12 protein-coding genes are annotated in these 17,574 nt (G+C 56.6%); 10 read left to right on the top strand and 2 right to left on the bottom strand.

The window, feature by feature from the left end:
* Positions 1-2 precede the first annotated feature (2 nt).
* The 10 genes from M4951_RS12210 (at position 3) to rpsU (ending at position 15,398) form a co-directional block, all read left to right on the top strand.
* Complete coding sequence (locus M4951_RS12210; protein ID WP_262026756.1) at positions 3-518, top strand: SixA phosphatase family protein; 516 nt, start codon at positions 3-5, stop codon at positions 516-518.
* A 145-nt stretch (positions 519-663) separates the two neighbouring features.
* Positions 664-3,834: a DUF1549 domain-containing protein gene (locus M4951_RS12205; protein WP_262026755.1), complete on the top strand. Its 3,171-nt coding sequence runs from the start codon at positions 664-666 to the stop codon at positions 3,832-3,834.
* Positions 3,835-3,838: 4 nt separating this feature from the next.
* A complete protein-coding gene (locus tag M4951_RS12200; protein WP_262026754.1) occupies positions 3,839-5,287 on the top strand; it encodes a DUF1501 domain-containing protein in 1,449 nt (482 codons plus the stop codon).
* Positions 5,288-5,563: 276 nt separating this feature from the next.
* Positions 5,564-6,580 (top strand): isocitrate/isopropylmalate dehydrogenase family protein, encoded by a 1,017-nt coding sequence (locus M4951_RS12195; protein WP_262026753.1) that lies wholly within the window; start codon positions 5,564-5,566, stop codon positions 6,578-6,580.
* 376 nt (positions 6,581-6,956) lie between these two features.
* Positions 6,957-7,412 (top strand): fasciclin domain-containing protein, encoded by a 456-nt coding sequence (locus M4951_RS12190; protein ID WP_262026918.1) that lies wholly within the window; start codon positions 6,957-6,959, stop codon positions 7,410-7,412.
* Positions 7,413-7,550: 138 nt separating this feature from the next.
* On the top strand, positions 7,551-8,921 hold the full coding sequence (locus M4951_RS12185) for a TIGR01777 family oxidoreductase (RefSeq protein ID WP_262026752.1): 1,371 nt from the start codon (positions 7,551-7,553) through the stop codon (positions 8,919-8,921).
* 34 nt (positions 8,922-8,955) lie between these two features.
* Positions 8,956-10,440, top strand: a complete 1,485-nt coding sequence (locus M4951_RS12180; protein ID WP_262026751.1) for a deoxyribodipyrimidine photolyase — start codon at positions 8,956-8,958, stop codon at positions 10,438-10,440.
* Between the two features lie 129 nt (positions 10,441-10,569).
* Positions 10,570-14,373 carry a S8 family serine peptidase gene (locus tag M4951_RS12175; RefSeq protein ID WP_262026750.1) on the top strand — a complete coding sequence of 1,268 codons (3,804 nt, stop codon included), beginning with the start codon at positions 10,570-10,572 and terminating at the stop codon, positions 14,371-14,373.
* A 122-nt stretch (positions 14,374-14,495) separates the two neighbouring features.
* Positions 14,496-15,014, top strand: coding sequence for an SET domain-containing protein (locus tag M4951_RS12170; protein WP_262026749.1), 519 nt, complete (start codon positions 14,496-14,498; stop codon positions 15,012-15,014).
* A 186-nt stretch (positions 15,015-15,200) separates the two neighbouring features.
* Positions 15,201-15,398, top strand: a complete 198-nt coding sequence (gene rpsU / locus M4951_RS12165) for a 30S ribosomal protein S21 (protein WP_002652995.1) — start codon at positions 15,201-15,203, stop codon at positions 15,396-15,398.
* A 135-nt stretch (positions 15,399-15,533) separates the two neighbouring features.
* Here the strand turns inward: rpsU and M4951_RS12160 are convergent, their stop codons facing one another.
* Positions 15,534-16,193, bottom strand: coding sequence for an SGNH/GDSL hydrolase family protein (locus M4951_RS12160; protein WP_262026748.1), 660 nt, complete (start codon positions 16,191-16,193; stop codon positions 15,534-15,536).
* Entirely contained in the window at positions 16,193-17,467 is a 1,275-nt protein-coding gene (locus M4951_RS12155; protein WP_262026747.1) for a Gfo/Idh/MocA family protein, read from the bottom strand. The genes M4951_RS12160 and M4951_RS12155 overlap by 1 nt, the downstream gene beginning before the upstream one ends.
* Positions 17,468-17,574: the final 107 nt, after the last annotated feature.

Genomic DNA, 17,574 nt, shown 5'->3' with positions numbered 1-17,574 from the left:
CCATGCCCCAGCGAAAACTCATCTTGATGCGACACGCCAAGAGCTCTTGGAAAGGGGGCTTATCGGATCATGAGCGTCCCTTAAATGGGCGAGGACGCGCCGCGGCTCCGCTCGTCGCGGCGGAATTACAGAAGTGCGGCTGGGCGCCTGAGATGGTCGTCGCGAGCAATGCACGGCGTACGGTGGAAACTTGGGAGCGGATGCGGGAGAACTTTTCTCCCCAGCCGCCAATCGTCCTGGATGCGAGTCTCTACCTCAGCGGCTACTCTGAGCTGGTCAGCGCTGCGGCCCAATTACCCGACTTCTGCTTATCGGCCCTTTTCTTAGGGCATAACCCCGGATGGGAAATGGCGGCCAGCCAACTGGCGGGCCAGTCGCTAGAAATGGCGACCGGAATGGCGGTCCTGCTTACTGTCGAATCGGTCACCTGGCAGTCGGCGTTTTCGCGCGGCGAATGGAAATTGGTATCGATTATCCGGCCTCGCGAACTCGATCAGGAACATACCGACATTCATTAGGGCGCAAACAAACATTTTTCACCACGGTTACCCTCTTATTTCAATTGCAGCTTTCTGCAGATAGGACTAAAATCCAGGTCACACCTACCTCAATACCGCTGCATTTTTTTGCGGTAGCTTCTTCCCGCCTCTAACATCCGAAGCTATGAACGCACGTACGCTATTAGTTGCGTTTTTCTGCTGTTTGACCCTCGCCGTTCAAACTCCGATCAATGCTGACGATATATCGAAGGAGCAAGCAGCGTTCTTCGAGCATGATATTCGTCCGTTGCTGATCAAGCGCTGCTTCGAATGCCATAGCGACGAGACCGAGAAGGGGAATCTGCGTCTCGACTCACGCGGAGCATTACTTGCCGGCGGCGATAGCGGCGCTGCGATCGAACCTGGTAAGCCGGCAGAAAGCTTGCTGATCGAAGCGATCCGCTACGAAAGCTTCGAGATGCCCCCCGCTGGCAAATTGCCAGACGCCGAGATCGCACTGCTGACCAAGTGGATCCAGATGGGAGCGCCTTGGCCCGGCGGCGATGACGCGCCGATTCGCCATAGCGCGAAAGACAAGATCACGGACGAAGATCGCCACTACTGGGCGTTTCAACCGTTGGCAACAGTGACTCCGCCTGAGTTGGAAGAAGCGCGTTGGAACGGCAACCCGATTGATCGGTTTGTCCGGCAGCAGCAAATCGCCGCCGGAGTCACTCCCAACGCCAAAGCCGACAAGCTGGTGCTGCTGCGTCGCGTCTGTTTTGATCTGACAGGGCTCCCGCCAACTCCAGAACAAACGGAGCGGTTTATGGAGGATCCGACTCCCCAGGCATATGAAAAGTTGGTCGATTCGCTGATCGACAGTCCGCACTTTGGCGAACGCATGGCGACCCATTGGCTCGATCTGGTGCGCTACGGCGAGTCTGACGGCTACCGACAAGACGCTTATCGCCCCCACGCTTGGCGTTATCGCGATTACGTCATCAACAGCTTCAACCAAGACAAGCCGTACGATCAATTTGTGCTGGAGCAATTGGCCGGTGACGAAGCAGCGCCGAACAATCCGGACGCGATAGTCGCGACCGGTTTTCTGCGGCATTGGATCTATGAGTACAACCTGCGCGATGTCCGTTCGCAGTGGCAAGTCATCATGAACGATATTACTGACACGACCAGCGACGTCTTTCTGGGCGTCGGCATGGGCTGCGCCAAGTGTCACGACCACAAGTTTGACCCGTTGCTGCAGCGCGACTATTTCCAACTGCAGGCCTTTTTCTCACCTCTCATGCCGCGTGACGACGTTCCCGCCGCATCGCCCAAAGAACTTGCCGAATACCAAGCAGCACTCACCGAATGGGAAGCGGAAACGCGTGATATTCGCACCAAGATTGACGAACTGGAAGCAGCCTCGATTGCGGCGACCATCCAATCACAGACCACAAAATTCCCAGAAGACATCCAGGAAATGATGAATAAGCCGGTCGATCAACGTTCACCTCTTGAACACCAACTGGTCGCATTGGCGTTTAAGCAGGTCAATCCCGTGATCAGTCGAAGCCGCGGAAAGGTGGGCGACGCCAAAAAGAAGGCCGAATACAAACAGCTCCAAGCAGAACTGGCCAAACATCCGAAGCCAAAACCGCTGCCGACCGTCTATTCGGTCAGTGACGTCGGTCCACAGGCTCCGCCGACTTACATCACCGGCAAAGAACGGTTGGGAGAGATCTCGCCCGATTTTTTGACGGTACTCGACGCTTCGCCGGTTTCGATTGAATCCTCCGGCAGTTCGACGGGTCGACGATCCGAACTCGCTCGCTGGATTACCAGTGAAGACAACGCGTTGGCGAGCCGCGTCATCGCCAACCGACTCTGGCAATGGTGCTTTCATCGTGGTCTGGTCGCAACGCCCAACGATTTCGGCAACTTGGGAACGCCTCCATCGCATCCCGAGTTGCTCGATTGGATGTCGCAAGAGTTTATCGACCAAGGACGGAGCATGAAAAGCATGATTCGCTTGCTGGTCACTTCCGAGACGTATCAGCTTGCTACGACGCGTACCGCCGCCGCAGACAAGCTGGATCTTGAGAACCGCACCTATTGGCGCAGCCAAGTTCGCCGAATGTCGGCCGAGCAGGTGCGTGACGCGATGTTGGCTGCGGCCGGCAAGTTGGATCGCACCACCGGCGGCCCCAGCGTTAGCGGCACCACGCCGCGTCGCAGCGTCTATTTGAAAGTGATCCGCAATACGCGTGAACCGCTGCTGGATGCGTTTGATTTCCCCGAACGTTTCAGCAGCTCGGCGACCCGCAACACCACTACGACGCCGACACAATCGCTGCTATTGATCAACGGCGATTTCCCGCTGCAACAAGCCGAGCGAATGGCGGCCACCATTCGCAAAGCAGGCCCAACCAACGAAGATCGCATCCGCGCCGCCTACATATCAGCGCTGAGCCGCAAACCGACGACTGCCGAGTTGGAAGGGGCTCGCGAGTTCATTCAACAGCAACTGGCGATTACGCGTGAGCACACGGCCGCAGAAAAGCCGCTAGCGATCGCCAAGTTCCAAAAGATAGACAAGTCCGGCGTTCGTCTGCAACCAGACGCCGAAGTCTCGCAACTCTCGGCCAGGTTGCAAGATTTTACCGGGACCTCGTTCACGGTCGAATCGATCGTTCAGCTCGATTCGATCTACCCTGACGCGTCCGTGCGGACGATCGCGTCTCAATGGAACGGCGGCAATTCCCAGCCTGGTTGGAACTTTGGCGTGACCAGCGAAAAATCACGCTATAGGCCCCGCAATCTGATTATGCAGTTGGTCGGCGCCAACTCGCTGGATCAAACCGTCTCTGAAGTGATTCCATCCGGCATTCATTTCGAGCTCGGACGTCCTTACTATGCCTGCGTGCAGTATGTTCGCGATGACTCCGGCGCCGCTGAAGTTCACTTCTTCGTACAAGACCTGACAGAGAAGACAGCGCCGCTGCAAACCGCGGTGGTGAAGACTGAAATCATCGCCGGCCTGCGAAACGAGTATCCCTTGGTGATCGGTGGTCGCACCGGCACGAAAAGTTGTTCTTTTGACGGACTGGTCGCCGAAGTCCGCGCGGTTCCGTCGGCACTGTCGCCCGATCAATTGTTGATTCGGCAAACCAACGAAGTAAACGAAGTGGTCGGTCACTGGAAGTTCGCCAAGCCGACCGGTTCGCTGGCGTCGCTCGAAGGGGGCGTCGACCTCACCTCCGGCGACTCGGCGATCAACTCAGATACGGCCGCCTGGGTCGACTTCTGCCATATTTTGCTCAATTCCAACGAATTTCTTTACGTACCATAGCATCATGCCTTCGACCGTTTGCCAACAATTCGGCGTACCTCACCACGAGCAAATGATGGATCGTCGCCAAGCGCTGCTGCGCGCCGGCGCCGGATTTGGCTCGCTCGCCCTCGCTTGGATGTTGGCTCGCGAAGGTCGCGCCGACCACGGCGGTCTGGTCGAGAGCAACCAAATGGCTCACATCGCTCCGCGCGCCAAGAACGTCATCTTCCTGTTCATGGAAGGGGGACCGAGCCACATCGATCTGTTCGATCCCAAGCCGACATTGAACAAGCTGCATGGCCAACCGCTTCCCAGCTCGTTCAAGAAGGTCATCTTGGCGATGGGCGAAGGGAAAGCGCCCCTTTATGGCTCGCCGCGCAAATGGAAACAGCACGGTGAGAGCGGACTCTGGGTCTCGGACTGGCTGCCGCACATCGCCGAACATGCCGACGACTTGGCGGTCGTTCGCTCGTGCTATGGCGAAGGGATCAACCACGCCGGCGGAGTCTGCCTGATGAATACCGGCGCGATCATCGGCGGTCGTCCTTCTCTGGGAAGCTGGGTCAACTATGGACTAGGAACCGAGAACGAAAATCTCCCGGCGTTCGTCGTGTTGCAAGACAACAACGGCACGCCGGTCAACGGTCCGCGCAATTGGGGAACCGCTTTCATGCCGGCGGTTTACCAAGGAACCCGTTTTCACCCCGGCGAAACTCCGATTCGAAACCTGGAGAATCCCGACGGCGTCACTGACAACCGTCAGCTCTCGAAACTCGCCTACCTCAGCCGCATGAACAGCGACTTTGCTGGAGAACATCCTGGCCAGAGCGAACTTGACGCGCGCATCAAAAGCTACGAACTTGCATTCCGCATGCAGGAGCATGCTCCCGAAGCGATCGACCTGACGCAAGAGACGGAAGAGACCAAACAACTGTACGGCATGGATGAAAAGGAGACCGAGACCTTCGGTCGCAACTGCCTGTTAGCGCGGCGCATGGTCGAACGAGGCGTTCGCTTCGTTCAGCTGTATCACGGCACCGGCAGCAAGTGGGACGCCCACTCCAACATCGAAAAAAATCATGGGACCAACTGCCGCTCGTCCGACAAACCGGTCGCCGGCTTACTGGCCGACCTAAAACGCCGCGGCCTGCTCGATCAAACGCTGGTCGTTTGGGGGGGCGAGTTTGGGCGAACTCCGATGAGCGAGCAAGGCAACGGCCGTGATCACAACCCGAGCGGCTTCACCATGTGGTTTGCCGGCGGCGGCGTCCGCGGCGGTCAGACGATCGGCTCGACCGACGAAATTGGCCTGCACGCCGTCGAAGATCGGATGCATGTCCATGATCTCCATGCGTCGATTCTTTATCTGATGGGGCTCGACAACATGAAGCTGACCTACTTCCACAAAGGTCGCCCAGAACGCCCGACGGTGAACGAAGGGGGAATGAACATGAAGTTGGTCACCGGCTAAGCAGAGCGATTGGGCGATATCTCTGACAGAAACGCCCAAAAAAATTATTCCCCAGAGCGGCAGTGATGATTCCATCTCTTTCACGTAGCGGACCTCATCTTTCCGCTACGTCTGTTTCTGACCGCATGTGCAGCGTCTTCCGGTCAACTAGACCTCGACGGCGCGATATCGCAGCGCAAATAATCGAGAAGCGGCCGCGGCGGTTGTCGCTCGAAGTCCGCCCACTGACTCGCCGTCGAGTGAGCGATTCCTAGCCATCATTCTGAGGGGCGCGCCATGTCGCATACAGTTTGTTTGATCGAGGGAGACGGTATCGGAGCCGAAATTACGGCTGCGGTCCAACACATCATCGAAGCGGCAGGCGTCACCATCGATTGGCGGCCTTGTCTGGCCGGCGTCACTGCTTTAGAGAAGACCGGCAATCCGCTTCCTCCTGAAACGATCGCCGCGATCAAAGAGACTGGCGTCGCATTGAAGGGTCCGTTGGCCACCGCGATCGGCCAAGGCTTTCGCAGCGTCAACGTCGGGCTGCGCCAAGAGCTGCAACTGTACGCCAACTTTCGCCCAGCGCGGACGATTCCCGGCGTCAAAACTCGCTTTGAAAATGTCGACCTGATCGTCATTCGCGAAAACACCGAAGGTCTCTACAGCGGCTTGGAACACATCGTCGTTCCCGGCGTGGTCGAAAGCCTGCGCGTCATCACCGAAAAATGCTCGCGGCGGATCGCGATCTTCGCCTTCGAAACGGCCCGCAAGTACCATCGCAAAACAGTGACTTGCGTGCACAAAGCCAATATTTTGAAACTAAGCGACGGGCTGTTTCTCGAAACCGTCCGCGACGTGGCGAAGTCATACCCCGATATCGAACTAAACGACTGCATCGTCGACGCCGCGGCGATGAAGCTGGTGATGGACCCAACGCAATTTGAAGTCCTGGTGATGGAAAACTTGTTTGGCGACATCATCTCGGACCTGGCGAGCGGCCTTGTCGGCGGTCTCGGCGTTACGCCAAGCGGCAACTATGGCGATGGTTACGCCATCTTTGAAGCGGTGCACGGCACGGCGCCGGACATCGCCGGCAAAGATAGGGCCAACCCCACCGCGTTGCTGCTAAGCGCGACGATGATGCTGAAGCATCTGGGCGAAACGGACGCCGCCGATCGCATCGAAAGCTCGCTGCTTTCGGTCCTGCAAAATCCAGAGACCCGAACCGGGGATCTAGGCGGCAAATTGGGGACCTCGAAATTTGCAGAAGTTGTCGCCGAAGCCTGTGCTGTTGGCAGTTCGGGTTAGTAGACGAACGGCTCACTTTCAAAGCGTCATCCTCTTACCGCGTCTTCACGGAAAGAACATGGCGTCTCAAACGCAAAAATGGGCGTCCTTTTCGGACGCCTTCTTTTCTGCGCGGTGACAAACGGGAAAGGTTTCTGTTTCGCGATTTTTCTGGCTGGTCAATTAAAACGAGGCGTCTATAAGGTTGGTAGAAGTCAGCGACGCGTCATGACAAGCTGCCAAGTTCGGCCCACGCCAAGTAGTGAGAATTATGCGCGCTACGGATCCACGATCCGTAGCGCTAGGTTCTTCTACTTCGCAGGCCAATCGCTTCGTCCCCTTATTTCCACCAGGAGCTTTACTCATGCGTGCTTTTCATTGGATTGTCGCTTCGACCATGCTAGTTGCCTGCGTTGCGCTGGTTCGTCCCACGGTCGCTGCCGAAGAAGCCAAAATGGACATCGTCGATACGGCAGTCTCCGCTGGCGATTTCAAAACGCTGGTCGCCGCCGTGCAAGCAGCCGGTCTGGTTGACGCATTGAAGGGTGATGGACCTTTCACCGTTTTTGCCCCAACAGACGCCGCTTTCGCGAAACTGCCGAAAGGAACCGTCGAGAGCTTGTTGAAAGACAAAGAAAAGTTGGCCAAGATTTTGAAGTATCACGTCGTCGCCGGCAAAGTGATGGCCGCGGACGCCGCAAAACTGAAATCGGCCGATACGCTGGCTGACGCACCGATCAAGATCACCGCCCAAGATGGCACGGTCATGATTAACAAAGCGAAAGTGGTGAAAGCCGACATCGTCACGTCGAACGGCGTGATTCACGTCATCGATACGGTGCTGATTCCCTAGTAACCCACTGGCGTAACGTTCGCCCCGAACAACCGGCGATTCGATCCATTCTGGAGGGGATGGAGAGAGTCGCTCAGATCGGGGCGAACTTTTTTTCGTTATGATAAGACAATCTTATCACCCCCGAATGCAACATCGATGCCGCATCAAGTCTTCCAACTTCGTAGTGAAGTCCCCGCGCCGGTCGAAGTCGTTTTTCGCTGGCATCAGCGCCCTGGCGCACTGGAGCGTTTGACGCCTCCCTGGGAATCGCTGACGGTCCAGTCCTATGAACCGGGTTTGGCGCCAGGCACGCAAGCGAAACTAATCACCAAGGTTGGTCCGTTTCGCGTGACCTGGGTCGCCGAACATCGCGAGCTGATTGAAAACCGTCTCTTCCGCGATGTTCAACTCTCTGGCCCCTTCGCCCACTGGGATCATGAGCATCGCTTCGGCGCGACCGACACGACCCATTCGTACCTCGAAGACCATGTCGAATATTCGGCGCCTGGCGGGTCGCTCGGTAGAATGCTGGGAGGCGGTTTCGTCGCCGGCAAAATAGAGCGAATGTTTCGCTATCGACATGCGACCATGCTGGCCGACCTCGCCGCTCATCAGCCCTATCAAGAAAATCGACCCATGAAAATTGCGATCACCGGGGCCTCGGGTCTCGTCGGCAAACAGCTCTCCGCCTTCTTATCAACCGGCGGCCACGAGGTCGTGCCGATGACTCGCAGTCGCGAGAAGTCAGGCGTCTATTGGAACTATAAGAAAGGGGAGATTGATCAGGCTTCGCTCGCCGGGGTCGACGCTGTCGTCCACTTGGCCGGCGAGGGGATCGCCGACTCTCGCTGGAACGAAAAACAAAAAGCGAAGATCCGCAATTCGCGCGTTGACGGAACCACCTTCCTGAGCAACCAACTGGCCGCACTTTCTATTCTGCCGAAAAGCCTGATTTGTGCGTCGGCGATTGGTTATTACGGCGACTCTGGCGATCAGCCGGTCGATGAAACAAGCCCCGCCGGCGCAGGCTTTTTGCCTGACGTCTGTCGCGTCTGGGAGCTTGCATGTGCGCCAGCCGCGAGCGCAGGTATTCGTGTCGCGAATGTCCGATTAGGCGTCGTCCTCAGCCCGCAAGGAGGAGCGCTCGCCAAGATGCTGCTTCCTTTCAAGCTAGGAGCCGGCGGCGTGATCGGCAGCGGCAAGCAGGTATGGAGTTGGATTACCTTGGATGACGTCATCGGCGCGATCCATCACTGCATCATGAATGACCAACTGGTCGGCCCCGTCAATCTGACAGCGCCCAATCCGGTGACCAATCGCGAGTTTACCAAGACGCTGGGGCGCGTCTTAAACCGCCCTACGATCTTTCCGATGCCTGGTTTCGCCGCGCGTCTGGCGCTGGGAGAAATGGCGGACGATCTGCTGCTGGCCAGCTCGCGCGTGACGCCTGCCCGCTTGTTGGAGACGAATTACACGTTTCGCGACCCTGAGTTAGAGCCGGCGCTGCGGCGAATTCTGGGACGATAATCTTTCTCCCCTTGGCCGTAAGAGACTCGCCGTTTTGGAAGATTTCCCCTCGCTCAGACTTGCCCCCTGCAATGATGCGCCGGTTCGCGCTGAGCGCGATTTTGTCCTCTATTGGATGATCGCCAACCGCCGCACGCGTTGTAATTTCAGTCTGCAACGCGCGGTCGATTGGGCTCAGCATTTAAAAAAGCCGCTAGTCGTCTTCGAGGCGCTGCGGATCGACTATCCTTGGGCGAGTCGACGATTTCATCGCTTTGTCCTCCAGGGGATGCGCGACAACGCCGCTGCGCTGCGGCAATCGCCGATTCTCTATTATCCGTATGTCGAATCGACCAAAAACGAGGATCACGGATTGTTCGCGGCGCTAGCGGCGAAGGCATGCGTCATCGTCACCGATGATTTTCCCTGCTTCTTCTTGCCGCGGATGGTGCGCGCGGTCGCACGGCGCGTCGACGTTTTGCTGGAGCAGGTCGATTCCAACGGCATTTTGCCGATGCGAGCGGCGGATCGCACTTTTACCGTGGCGCACAGTTTCCGGCGATTTTTGCATCACCACGTGCGCGATCATCTCGTCGATTTTCCACGGGAAGATCCGCTGCAAGACGCCCTGATCCCGCGTGGGTCAAAAAAATTGATCGCCGCCATCCAAGCCAGCTATCCGCCGGCATCGTCCAAACTATTAAGCGTCGCATCCGAAGCTCTGGACGCATTGCCGCTTGATCAAACAGTCGGTGACGCAGTGATGGACGGGGGAAGCGTCGCTGCGCAACAGACGCTCGACGGTTTCCTGAGAGGACGCCTTGTTCGATATGGCGAAGAGCGAAATTCGCCCGAAGCGGACGCCGCCAGCGGACTTTCTCCTTATCTCCATTTTGGACACATCTCGGCGCATGACGTCTTTGTGCAGCTAAGCGTGCGAGAGTCGTGGAACGTTTCGCAACTGGCCGACAAAGCGACTGGCTCGCGTGAAGGTTGGTGGAACATGTCGACGGACGCCGAGAGTTTTCTGGATGAGCTGATCACCTGGCGCGAGGTGGGCTACAACATGTGCTCGCGAGAGACCAACTACGATCGGTACCAATCACTCCCCGACTGGGCGCAAGCGACCTTGGGTGAACATCGAAAAGATCCCCGGCCGTACGTTTACGATCTGGCGCAGTTGGAAAATTCACGCACGCACGACGAGCTTTGGAACGCCGCCCAGACGCAACTGTTCCGCGAAGGGCGGATGCACAACTATCTACGGATGTTATGGGGAAAGAAGATTCTAGAGTGGTCGACGACGCCGGAAGAGGCGCTGGCGGCGATGATTCACCTCAACAACAAATACGCCGTCGACGGCCGCAATCCGAACTCCTACAGCGGCATCTTTTGGTGTCTGGGTCGATACGACCGTGCCTGGGGTCCAGAGCGAAAGATCTTTGGCAAGATTCGCTATATGAGCAGCGACAATACCGCCAGAAAAATTCCGGTTAAACGTTACATCGAAAACTATGCTCCTAATCGGCTTTTCCGCTGACTCCCCGATTGGCGATCTGCCGCAGTTTTTGTCCGCAATCCCTCACCGACCTCATTTGGCTGAGGTAAGATAGGGAGGCCCTGCCTGATATCTTCGCTACAATCCTCCCTCTCTAACCGATCGACCGCCATGATTTTGCGCTCGCTGCTGACGATCGTCCTCTGCTGGTTTGTTGTGCCTGACGCTTTTGGCGAAGAGGTTCAATTTCCTCAGTATGGATTGCTGCCGAAGTCCGAAATCGGCGCGATCCGATTTCTAGAGCAGCATCCCGAAGCGGACGGTCGCGGCGTTGTTGTCGCCGTCTTCGATACCGGCGTCGATCCTGGAGCAGTCGGGCTGCAAACGACGCCGGATGGTCGCCCCAAGATCATCGACATGGTCGACGCGTCGGGGAGCGGCGACATCGATACTTCGACGGTTCGCAAAATGGATGACGAGCATCTCGTCGTAGGATTGACCGGCCGCAAGTTGACGATTCCGAAAAAATGGAAATGCCCCAGCGGCGAGTTTCACGTGGGCATGAAGCGGGGCTATGATCTTTTCCCCGACGGGCTTGTCGGTCGCTTGAAGAAGGAACGCCGGAAAGATTGGGACGAAGATTTTCGGTCCGTCCAGGCCAAGCTGAGCGACCAAATCGAAGCGTTTCACGTCGCCCACCCCCAACCGAACGAAGCGGAAAAAGAAGAACTGACCGAGCTGACGACGCGACAAAAAGAGCTGGACAAGGCGCACGCCGACTGGGATGACCCCGGCCCAATCTACGATTGTGTCGTCTTCTTTGATGGAAAATCTTGGCGCGCCGCGCTTGACTCCGATGAAGATGGCCAGTTGAACGATGAAAAATTGCTGACCAACTTTCGCGCCGAACGACAATATGCGACGTTCGATGACGAAGGGCTGCTGAACTACGCTCTGAACATCTATGACTCGGGAAACTTGCTGTCGGTCGTGACCGATTGCGGCACCCACGGAACGCATGTCGCCGGAATCATCGCCGCCTATCACCCGGAACATCCCGAGCAAAACGGGATCGCGCCCGGCGCCCAAATTGTCGCCGTGAAGATCGGCGACACCCGCGTCGGATCAAATTCGCTAGGTACCGGCGAAACGCGGGGCATGATCGCCGCGATCGAAAACAAAGTCGACCTGATCAATATGAGCTACGGCGGCGCGACCCCAATCCCGAACGTCGGTCCCCTTACCGAGTTGCAAAACGAGTTGGTCTACAAACATGGCGTGATCTTCGTCGCCAGCGCCGGCAATGATGGCCCGGCTTTGACGACGGTCACCGCTCCCGGAGGAACGACATCGTCGATCATCGGCGTCGGCGCGTATGTTTCGCCCGAGTTGGCGGAAGTCAGCTATTCGCTGCGGGACAAAGTGGAAGAGATTCCCTACACATGGAGTTCTCGCGGGCCAACCTCCGATGGAGACTTGGGAGTCGATATCTGCGCCCCCGGCGGCGCGATTGCGCCTGTCTCGCAATGGGCGCTTACTCCCAAGCAACTGATGAACGGCACGTCGATGTCTTCGCCCAATGCGTGCGGCGGATTGGCGCTGATTGTGTCGGCCTTGAAGCAGGCGAAGATCCCGTATTCACCGACACTCGTCAAACGCGCGATCCAAAATTCGGCGCGCGCGTTGCAAGCGGGAAGTCCGTTTGTCATGGGACAAGGCCTGTTGCAAGTGGACGCCGCCTACGATTGGCTCGCCGAACATTCGCCGCAGATCGACGCGCGCCTGCGATACGAGGTGAAGATCACAACGCACCAAGACGCACGCGGAATCTATCTCCGCGAAGCGGTTGATCTGGCGATGCCGACGCAGGCGAAAGTGGAAGTGCTGCCGCTCTTTCCTGAAGATGTCGCGAGCGCCGCCAAATCCTCGTTCGACATGAAGATTCGGCTGGAATGTGACGACGCGTGGATCAAAACGCCGCAGGTTTTCTTTCTCGCCTACGGCGGTCGAGAATTTGAGATCGAAATTGATCCCACATCGCTGGAACCAGGGGCTTACTACAGTGAAATCCGCGGATACGACGCCGACAATTCGGCGGCAGGTCCCCTCTTTCGCGTGCCGATTACCGTGACGCAGACTGTCAAAATGAAGTCGAAGCACCTTTGGCGTGAAACGATGAAATCGACCGCTGGTCAGTTAGAACGGCGCTTCTTCAACGTTCCGGCCGGAGCAACTTGGGCTGACTTGAAGCTCTCTGCCGGCGAATTCGCTGGCTCACGCCTGATGGTCGCCCACACCAAGCAATTGCTGCCGCAAGAGGATAGCCGTGATCAAGAGGAACAGCGCTATCTGCGATTTGTGGAAGGAGAAGTGAAGAACATTAGCTTTGCAGTCGTGCCTGGTCGCACGATGGAGCTTTGCTTGGCGCAATACTGGAATAGTTTGGGCGCTGCCGATTTTGAATGCCAGTTGACATTTCACTCGTTGGAGCCGACCGACCAAACGATCGTCTTTGACGGCATCGACTATGCGAAGCGGGTCGAAGTGATCGGCGCCTTGGGGCTTGAACTTCTGGACCCCAAGGCCGAGCTATCGACTTGGCGACGCGTTGTCGAACCGAAGAAATCAGAGCTCACGCCGCTCTCCGCAGAACGTGACCTATTGCCGCAGGAGCGTCGCAACTTTGGCCTGACGCTGACGTATGCGTTTCACATGGCTGAAGCAGGCGAGGTCAATCCGCGGCCGTCGGTGATGTCAGACGACTACGCCTTCGAGATCTGGTCGGGCCGACTCTGGTCGATCTACGACAAAAACAAGCGGCAGATGGGGACCGGCGTTTCGGGACGATCCATCGAACTACCGAAAGGGGACTACACGTTGCAGCTCTATTTCCGGCACTTTGACCGCGAAATCTTGGCGAAGCTAGAGTCGATGCCGATCTTTCTCGATCAAGATTTGAGCTCGAAACTGACTTTGCCGGTCCGGCGCAGCTTCGATCAGGTGATCCGCGGCGCCGGGAAATTGTCAACGCAAAAAATCGCCGACGGCGAAATGGAAGCGTTCTATCTCGGTCGTCCCTCGGCCAGTTCGTTGCCGAAGATGGTCGGCCCGCGGGATCGGCTGCTCGGCAAGCTCTACTTCGGCAAAGAGCAAAAGGATGTCGCCGGTTCGGGCCGTCGGCCCGGTGGATTTGACCTCGTTTATTTTCCGGCTCCCCCGGAACCGAAGGAAGCCGCGAACAGCGAGAAAGCGAAAGAGAAGCCGCTTGCAGAGAAGCTGTTTGATTTGCGGGTCACCGAATTGGCTCGCTTGGCGAAGGTGAAAGATCCTGCCGAGTTCAACGAGTTGGCCGACGCATTATTAGCCGAAAAGCCGGAAAATCTCCAGGTTCTACAGGCACGTTTGCACCAATTAGACAGTGATGACCGCAAAGCGCATTTGCCGGACGTGGTTGACGCCGCCAACGAAATCATCCGTTTGATCCCGCAAAACAAACTGGCGAGATATTTCGGCCGCAATCATGATCCGAAAACGGAGAAAGAAAAAGAGCGGGAAAAAGAGATGACCCGTCTACGCGATTTTTTAACGGATGCTCTCTATCGCAAGTGTCGTGCGGTCGCCTATATGGATCTACCGGTCGATCCGCTGGCCGACAATCCCGTAGAAATCAAAAAACGCCCGGCGGATGCGGAGAAACGGGCCGAGCTGTTTGAAAAAACTTATCAGCAGCTTGCGCAGTGGGTCGATACGACCGATGTGAAATATGCGTTGGTGCATGATCGTCGCTTGCGGCGGTTGGACCGTCAAGGAGAAGCGCTCGAGCTGCTCAATAAGCTAATCAAGCAAGAGCCGACGAAGCTGATCCTCTATAAAAAGCGAGCTGATATCTACGGCGAATTAGATTGGACGTTCCTACAGAAGTACGAAAACCAATGGCGTTTACTACGCAAGAACGACGCTTACGCGCCATTCTAGGAAGTACGTTGGCGGGCAAATCTGAACACAAGCATTTGATCGTGTTCGTCACTGGACATTCTGATTTCGACATTCGTCATTCCCCAACCTAGCCCCTTCCCGAATCTGCGCCGAACGATAGCATGGGAAGAGCAAAATTTATTTACGTGACTCAAGAGGCGACGATCTTGAACGATCTGTTTCAAATTGCGGAGACTCCCTATGGAAAGGGACTCTTCGCATCACGCGATTTCACGAAGTACCACCTCATCGCTGAAGTGCTTGGTGAAGTCATCGACGACGACGACTATTCGAGCAGCTATTGCATCGATCTCGGAGGGACCTTCTCGCTGGAACCTGGCGAGCCGTTCCGCTATTTGAATCACAGCTGCGAACCGAATTGCTGCTTGGTCTACGACGAAGACGAGGCGGAGCCGCCGGCGCGTATTTGGGTAGAAACTATTCGCTATATCGAAGCCGGTGACCAGCTGACGATTGACTACGCCTGGCCGGCGAATGCGGCCATTCCCTGTGGTTGCGGTACGCGGAGTTGTCGCGGCTGGATCGTGGATCGAGCCGAGGTAAATCTGTTAAAACCGACGCAACATGTTTCGTCAAAAGACTTTACAAAATCGACTGCCGCTCCGGTCCTGCCGGCTTAGACAGGGGCCAATTTGGCGTAAAGTGTTCAATATTCTTGAGATAGGTCTAGGCGAGATAGCGTCCAATTCGTTATATTGGGCGTTTCGCACTTGCTTGCAGGCGAGGCTAGAAGGGTTTCTGGCCTCTTTCACGTTGTTAATTTTGCAACGTTAAATTCGTTCACGCTACGATAATTCAGGAAAGACATGGTCAAAGTTCTGGTTCGCGAGAAGGAGTCGATTCAAGAAGCTGTTCGTCGCTTTGGCAAACTGGTCATGCGCAGCGGTTTGAAAAAAGAAATGCGCCGCCGCAAGTTCTATGAAAAGCCAAGCGATTTGAAGCGCCGTGCTCGACTTCGTGCTGAACGCCGTTCCGCCAAGGAACGCTCTCTGTACCTCGACTAGTTTTCACACGTATCCATTCGGCATACGTTCGCAGACGCGAAGCGTCTCGCTGAAAACAAACGTACAAAAAAAAGCCGACGTGAATCTCACGTCGGCTTTTTTCATGCGCTGTCGAACTTGGAGGCCAGATCTCGGCTACTTGGCGATCTCCGGCTGCACCAGCTTGGTCCAAATTTGATAGCCGGCGTCTGTCATGTGCAGGCCATCTTTCTGAAACAACTCGGCGCGCGGCTTGCCATCTTCGCCCAGCATCGGTGCGTCGACGTCAATGAAGGTCAACAGGTCGCTCTTTTCGCACTCGGCCGAGATCAGGCGATTGGTTGCCCGAACCTGATCGACCAGCTTCCAACGAGAAATGCTCGGCTTGACCGCGATAAACAGGATCTCGGTTTCCGGCAGTTTCGCATGGACCTTGTCAACAAACTTCAGGAAGGCGTCCTTGATCCGCTCTGGCTGATAGCCGTGCCCGACGTCGTTATCGCCGGCGTAGAGGACGACGGCTCGCGGTTGGAGCGGCGTGACCAGACGATCGGCGTAGTAGACCGAATCTTCCAGGTGCGAACCACCAAAGCCGTGATTGATCACCGCCTGCCCAGGAAAGTACTTCGGCAAATCCCACTTGCGAATGCTGGAGCTGCCGATAAAGACGACCCCATTTTTCGAAGGCGTGGTTTTGGCGTCCTTCGCTTCCAGCCCCGCGATCGATTTTTCCCAGCGAGCGGGGTCAAATTTTTCGCCCATCGCCGGCGACACAAGCGCCGCCAGCGTGATCATGATAAATAGCAATCGCTGCATTAGGTCAACTCCCACGGCGAGCGATAAGGACGCGAGACCAGGGCCGACGCTTCGCTGTCGTCGCCGACAATCTTCTCCCCCTTAGCGTCCCACGCAATCTTGCGGCCTAGTCGGCACGAGATGTTCCCCAGATGGCAAGCGGTCGCAGTGCGATGCCCGATCTCGGCGTCGCAGATCGGCAATTCACGTGACTTGATGCAATCGAGGAAGTTATTGTGGTGATGGTTGCTGTCGTACAAATGAACGTCACTAGACGTCAATTCAATCTTGCCGATCTCGTCCGGAGTCGCAGTGAATTTGCCGCGATTGACGAAAATCTTTCCTTTCTCCCCGATGAAAGTCGTACCGCCGGGGATATCCTTTTGGCCTTGGCCCACGATCATGGTGACGTCGTTAGGATAGGCGTAGGTGATGCGACAGGTTTCGGTCACGTCGTGCCAACCCTGGGGATGGAAGGTCGCTTCGCCGTCGACCGAGAGCGGACCGCTATCATCCATTCCCATGCCCCAGTGCGCGATGTCGATGTGATGCGCGCCCCAGTTGGTCATCTGACCGCCAGAGTAGTCCCAGAAAAAGCGGAAATTGTAATGAACGTGATTCTTGACGTAAGGACGCTGCGGGGCCGGGCCAAGCCAGAAGTCAAAGTCCAATTCGGCCGGCGGATCCGAAACGGGATCTGGTTTGCCGGGGTGATTCGGTCCTGGAATCCCGACCAACACTTGCTGCAACTTGCCGATATAGCCAGAACGAACCAATTCGCACGCTTTGCGGAAGTTGCTGGACGATCGTTGCTGTGAACCGGTCTGCACAATCCGTTTGTTGCTGCGCGCCGCATCAACAATCTTGCGACCTTCGACAATGGTCAGCGTCAGCGGCTTTTCGCAATAGACGTCTTTGCCCGCTTCGCAAGCGTGGATCGTCGGCAATGCGTGCCAATGGTCGGGGGTCGAGATCACGACGGCGTCGATATCTTTACGATCGAGCACTTTGCGGTAGTCGCCGTAGATCTCACATTCGGTTCCCGCTTTGTCCTTCACGATCTTCGCAGCCTGTTCGGCATGCTTGCTGTCGACATCGCAGATCGCGACGGCGTTTTTGACAAACTTGCCCAAGTTGCCGCGACCTTGCCCACCCAAACCGATGTGGCCGGTCACGATGCGCTCGTTCGCGCCAAACGCTGTGGAAGGAATAAAAGCAGGAGCGACAGCCAAGCCGGCCGCAGCAGCAGCCGATGTCTTGAGGAACTGACGACGACTTGCAGCAGATTGCGTCATGAAAGGGACTCCCTTGGGCGGGTAGGATAGAAAGGCCAGAGACCTTAAGAATAACCCAATTCCCGAGAGTCGCAAAGTCTCTCGCCGTCGCTACTTCTCTTTGCATA

It is taken from the genome of Blastopirellula sp. J2-11, from assembly GCF_024584705.1.
Classification (GTDB): domain Bacteria; phylum Planctomycetota; class Planctomycetia; order Pirellulales; family Pirellulaceae; genus Blastopirellula.
This window is presented reverse-complemented; position numbering and strand designations above follow the sequence as displayed.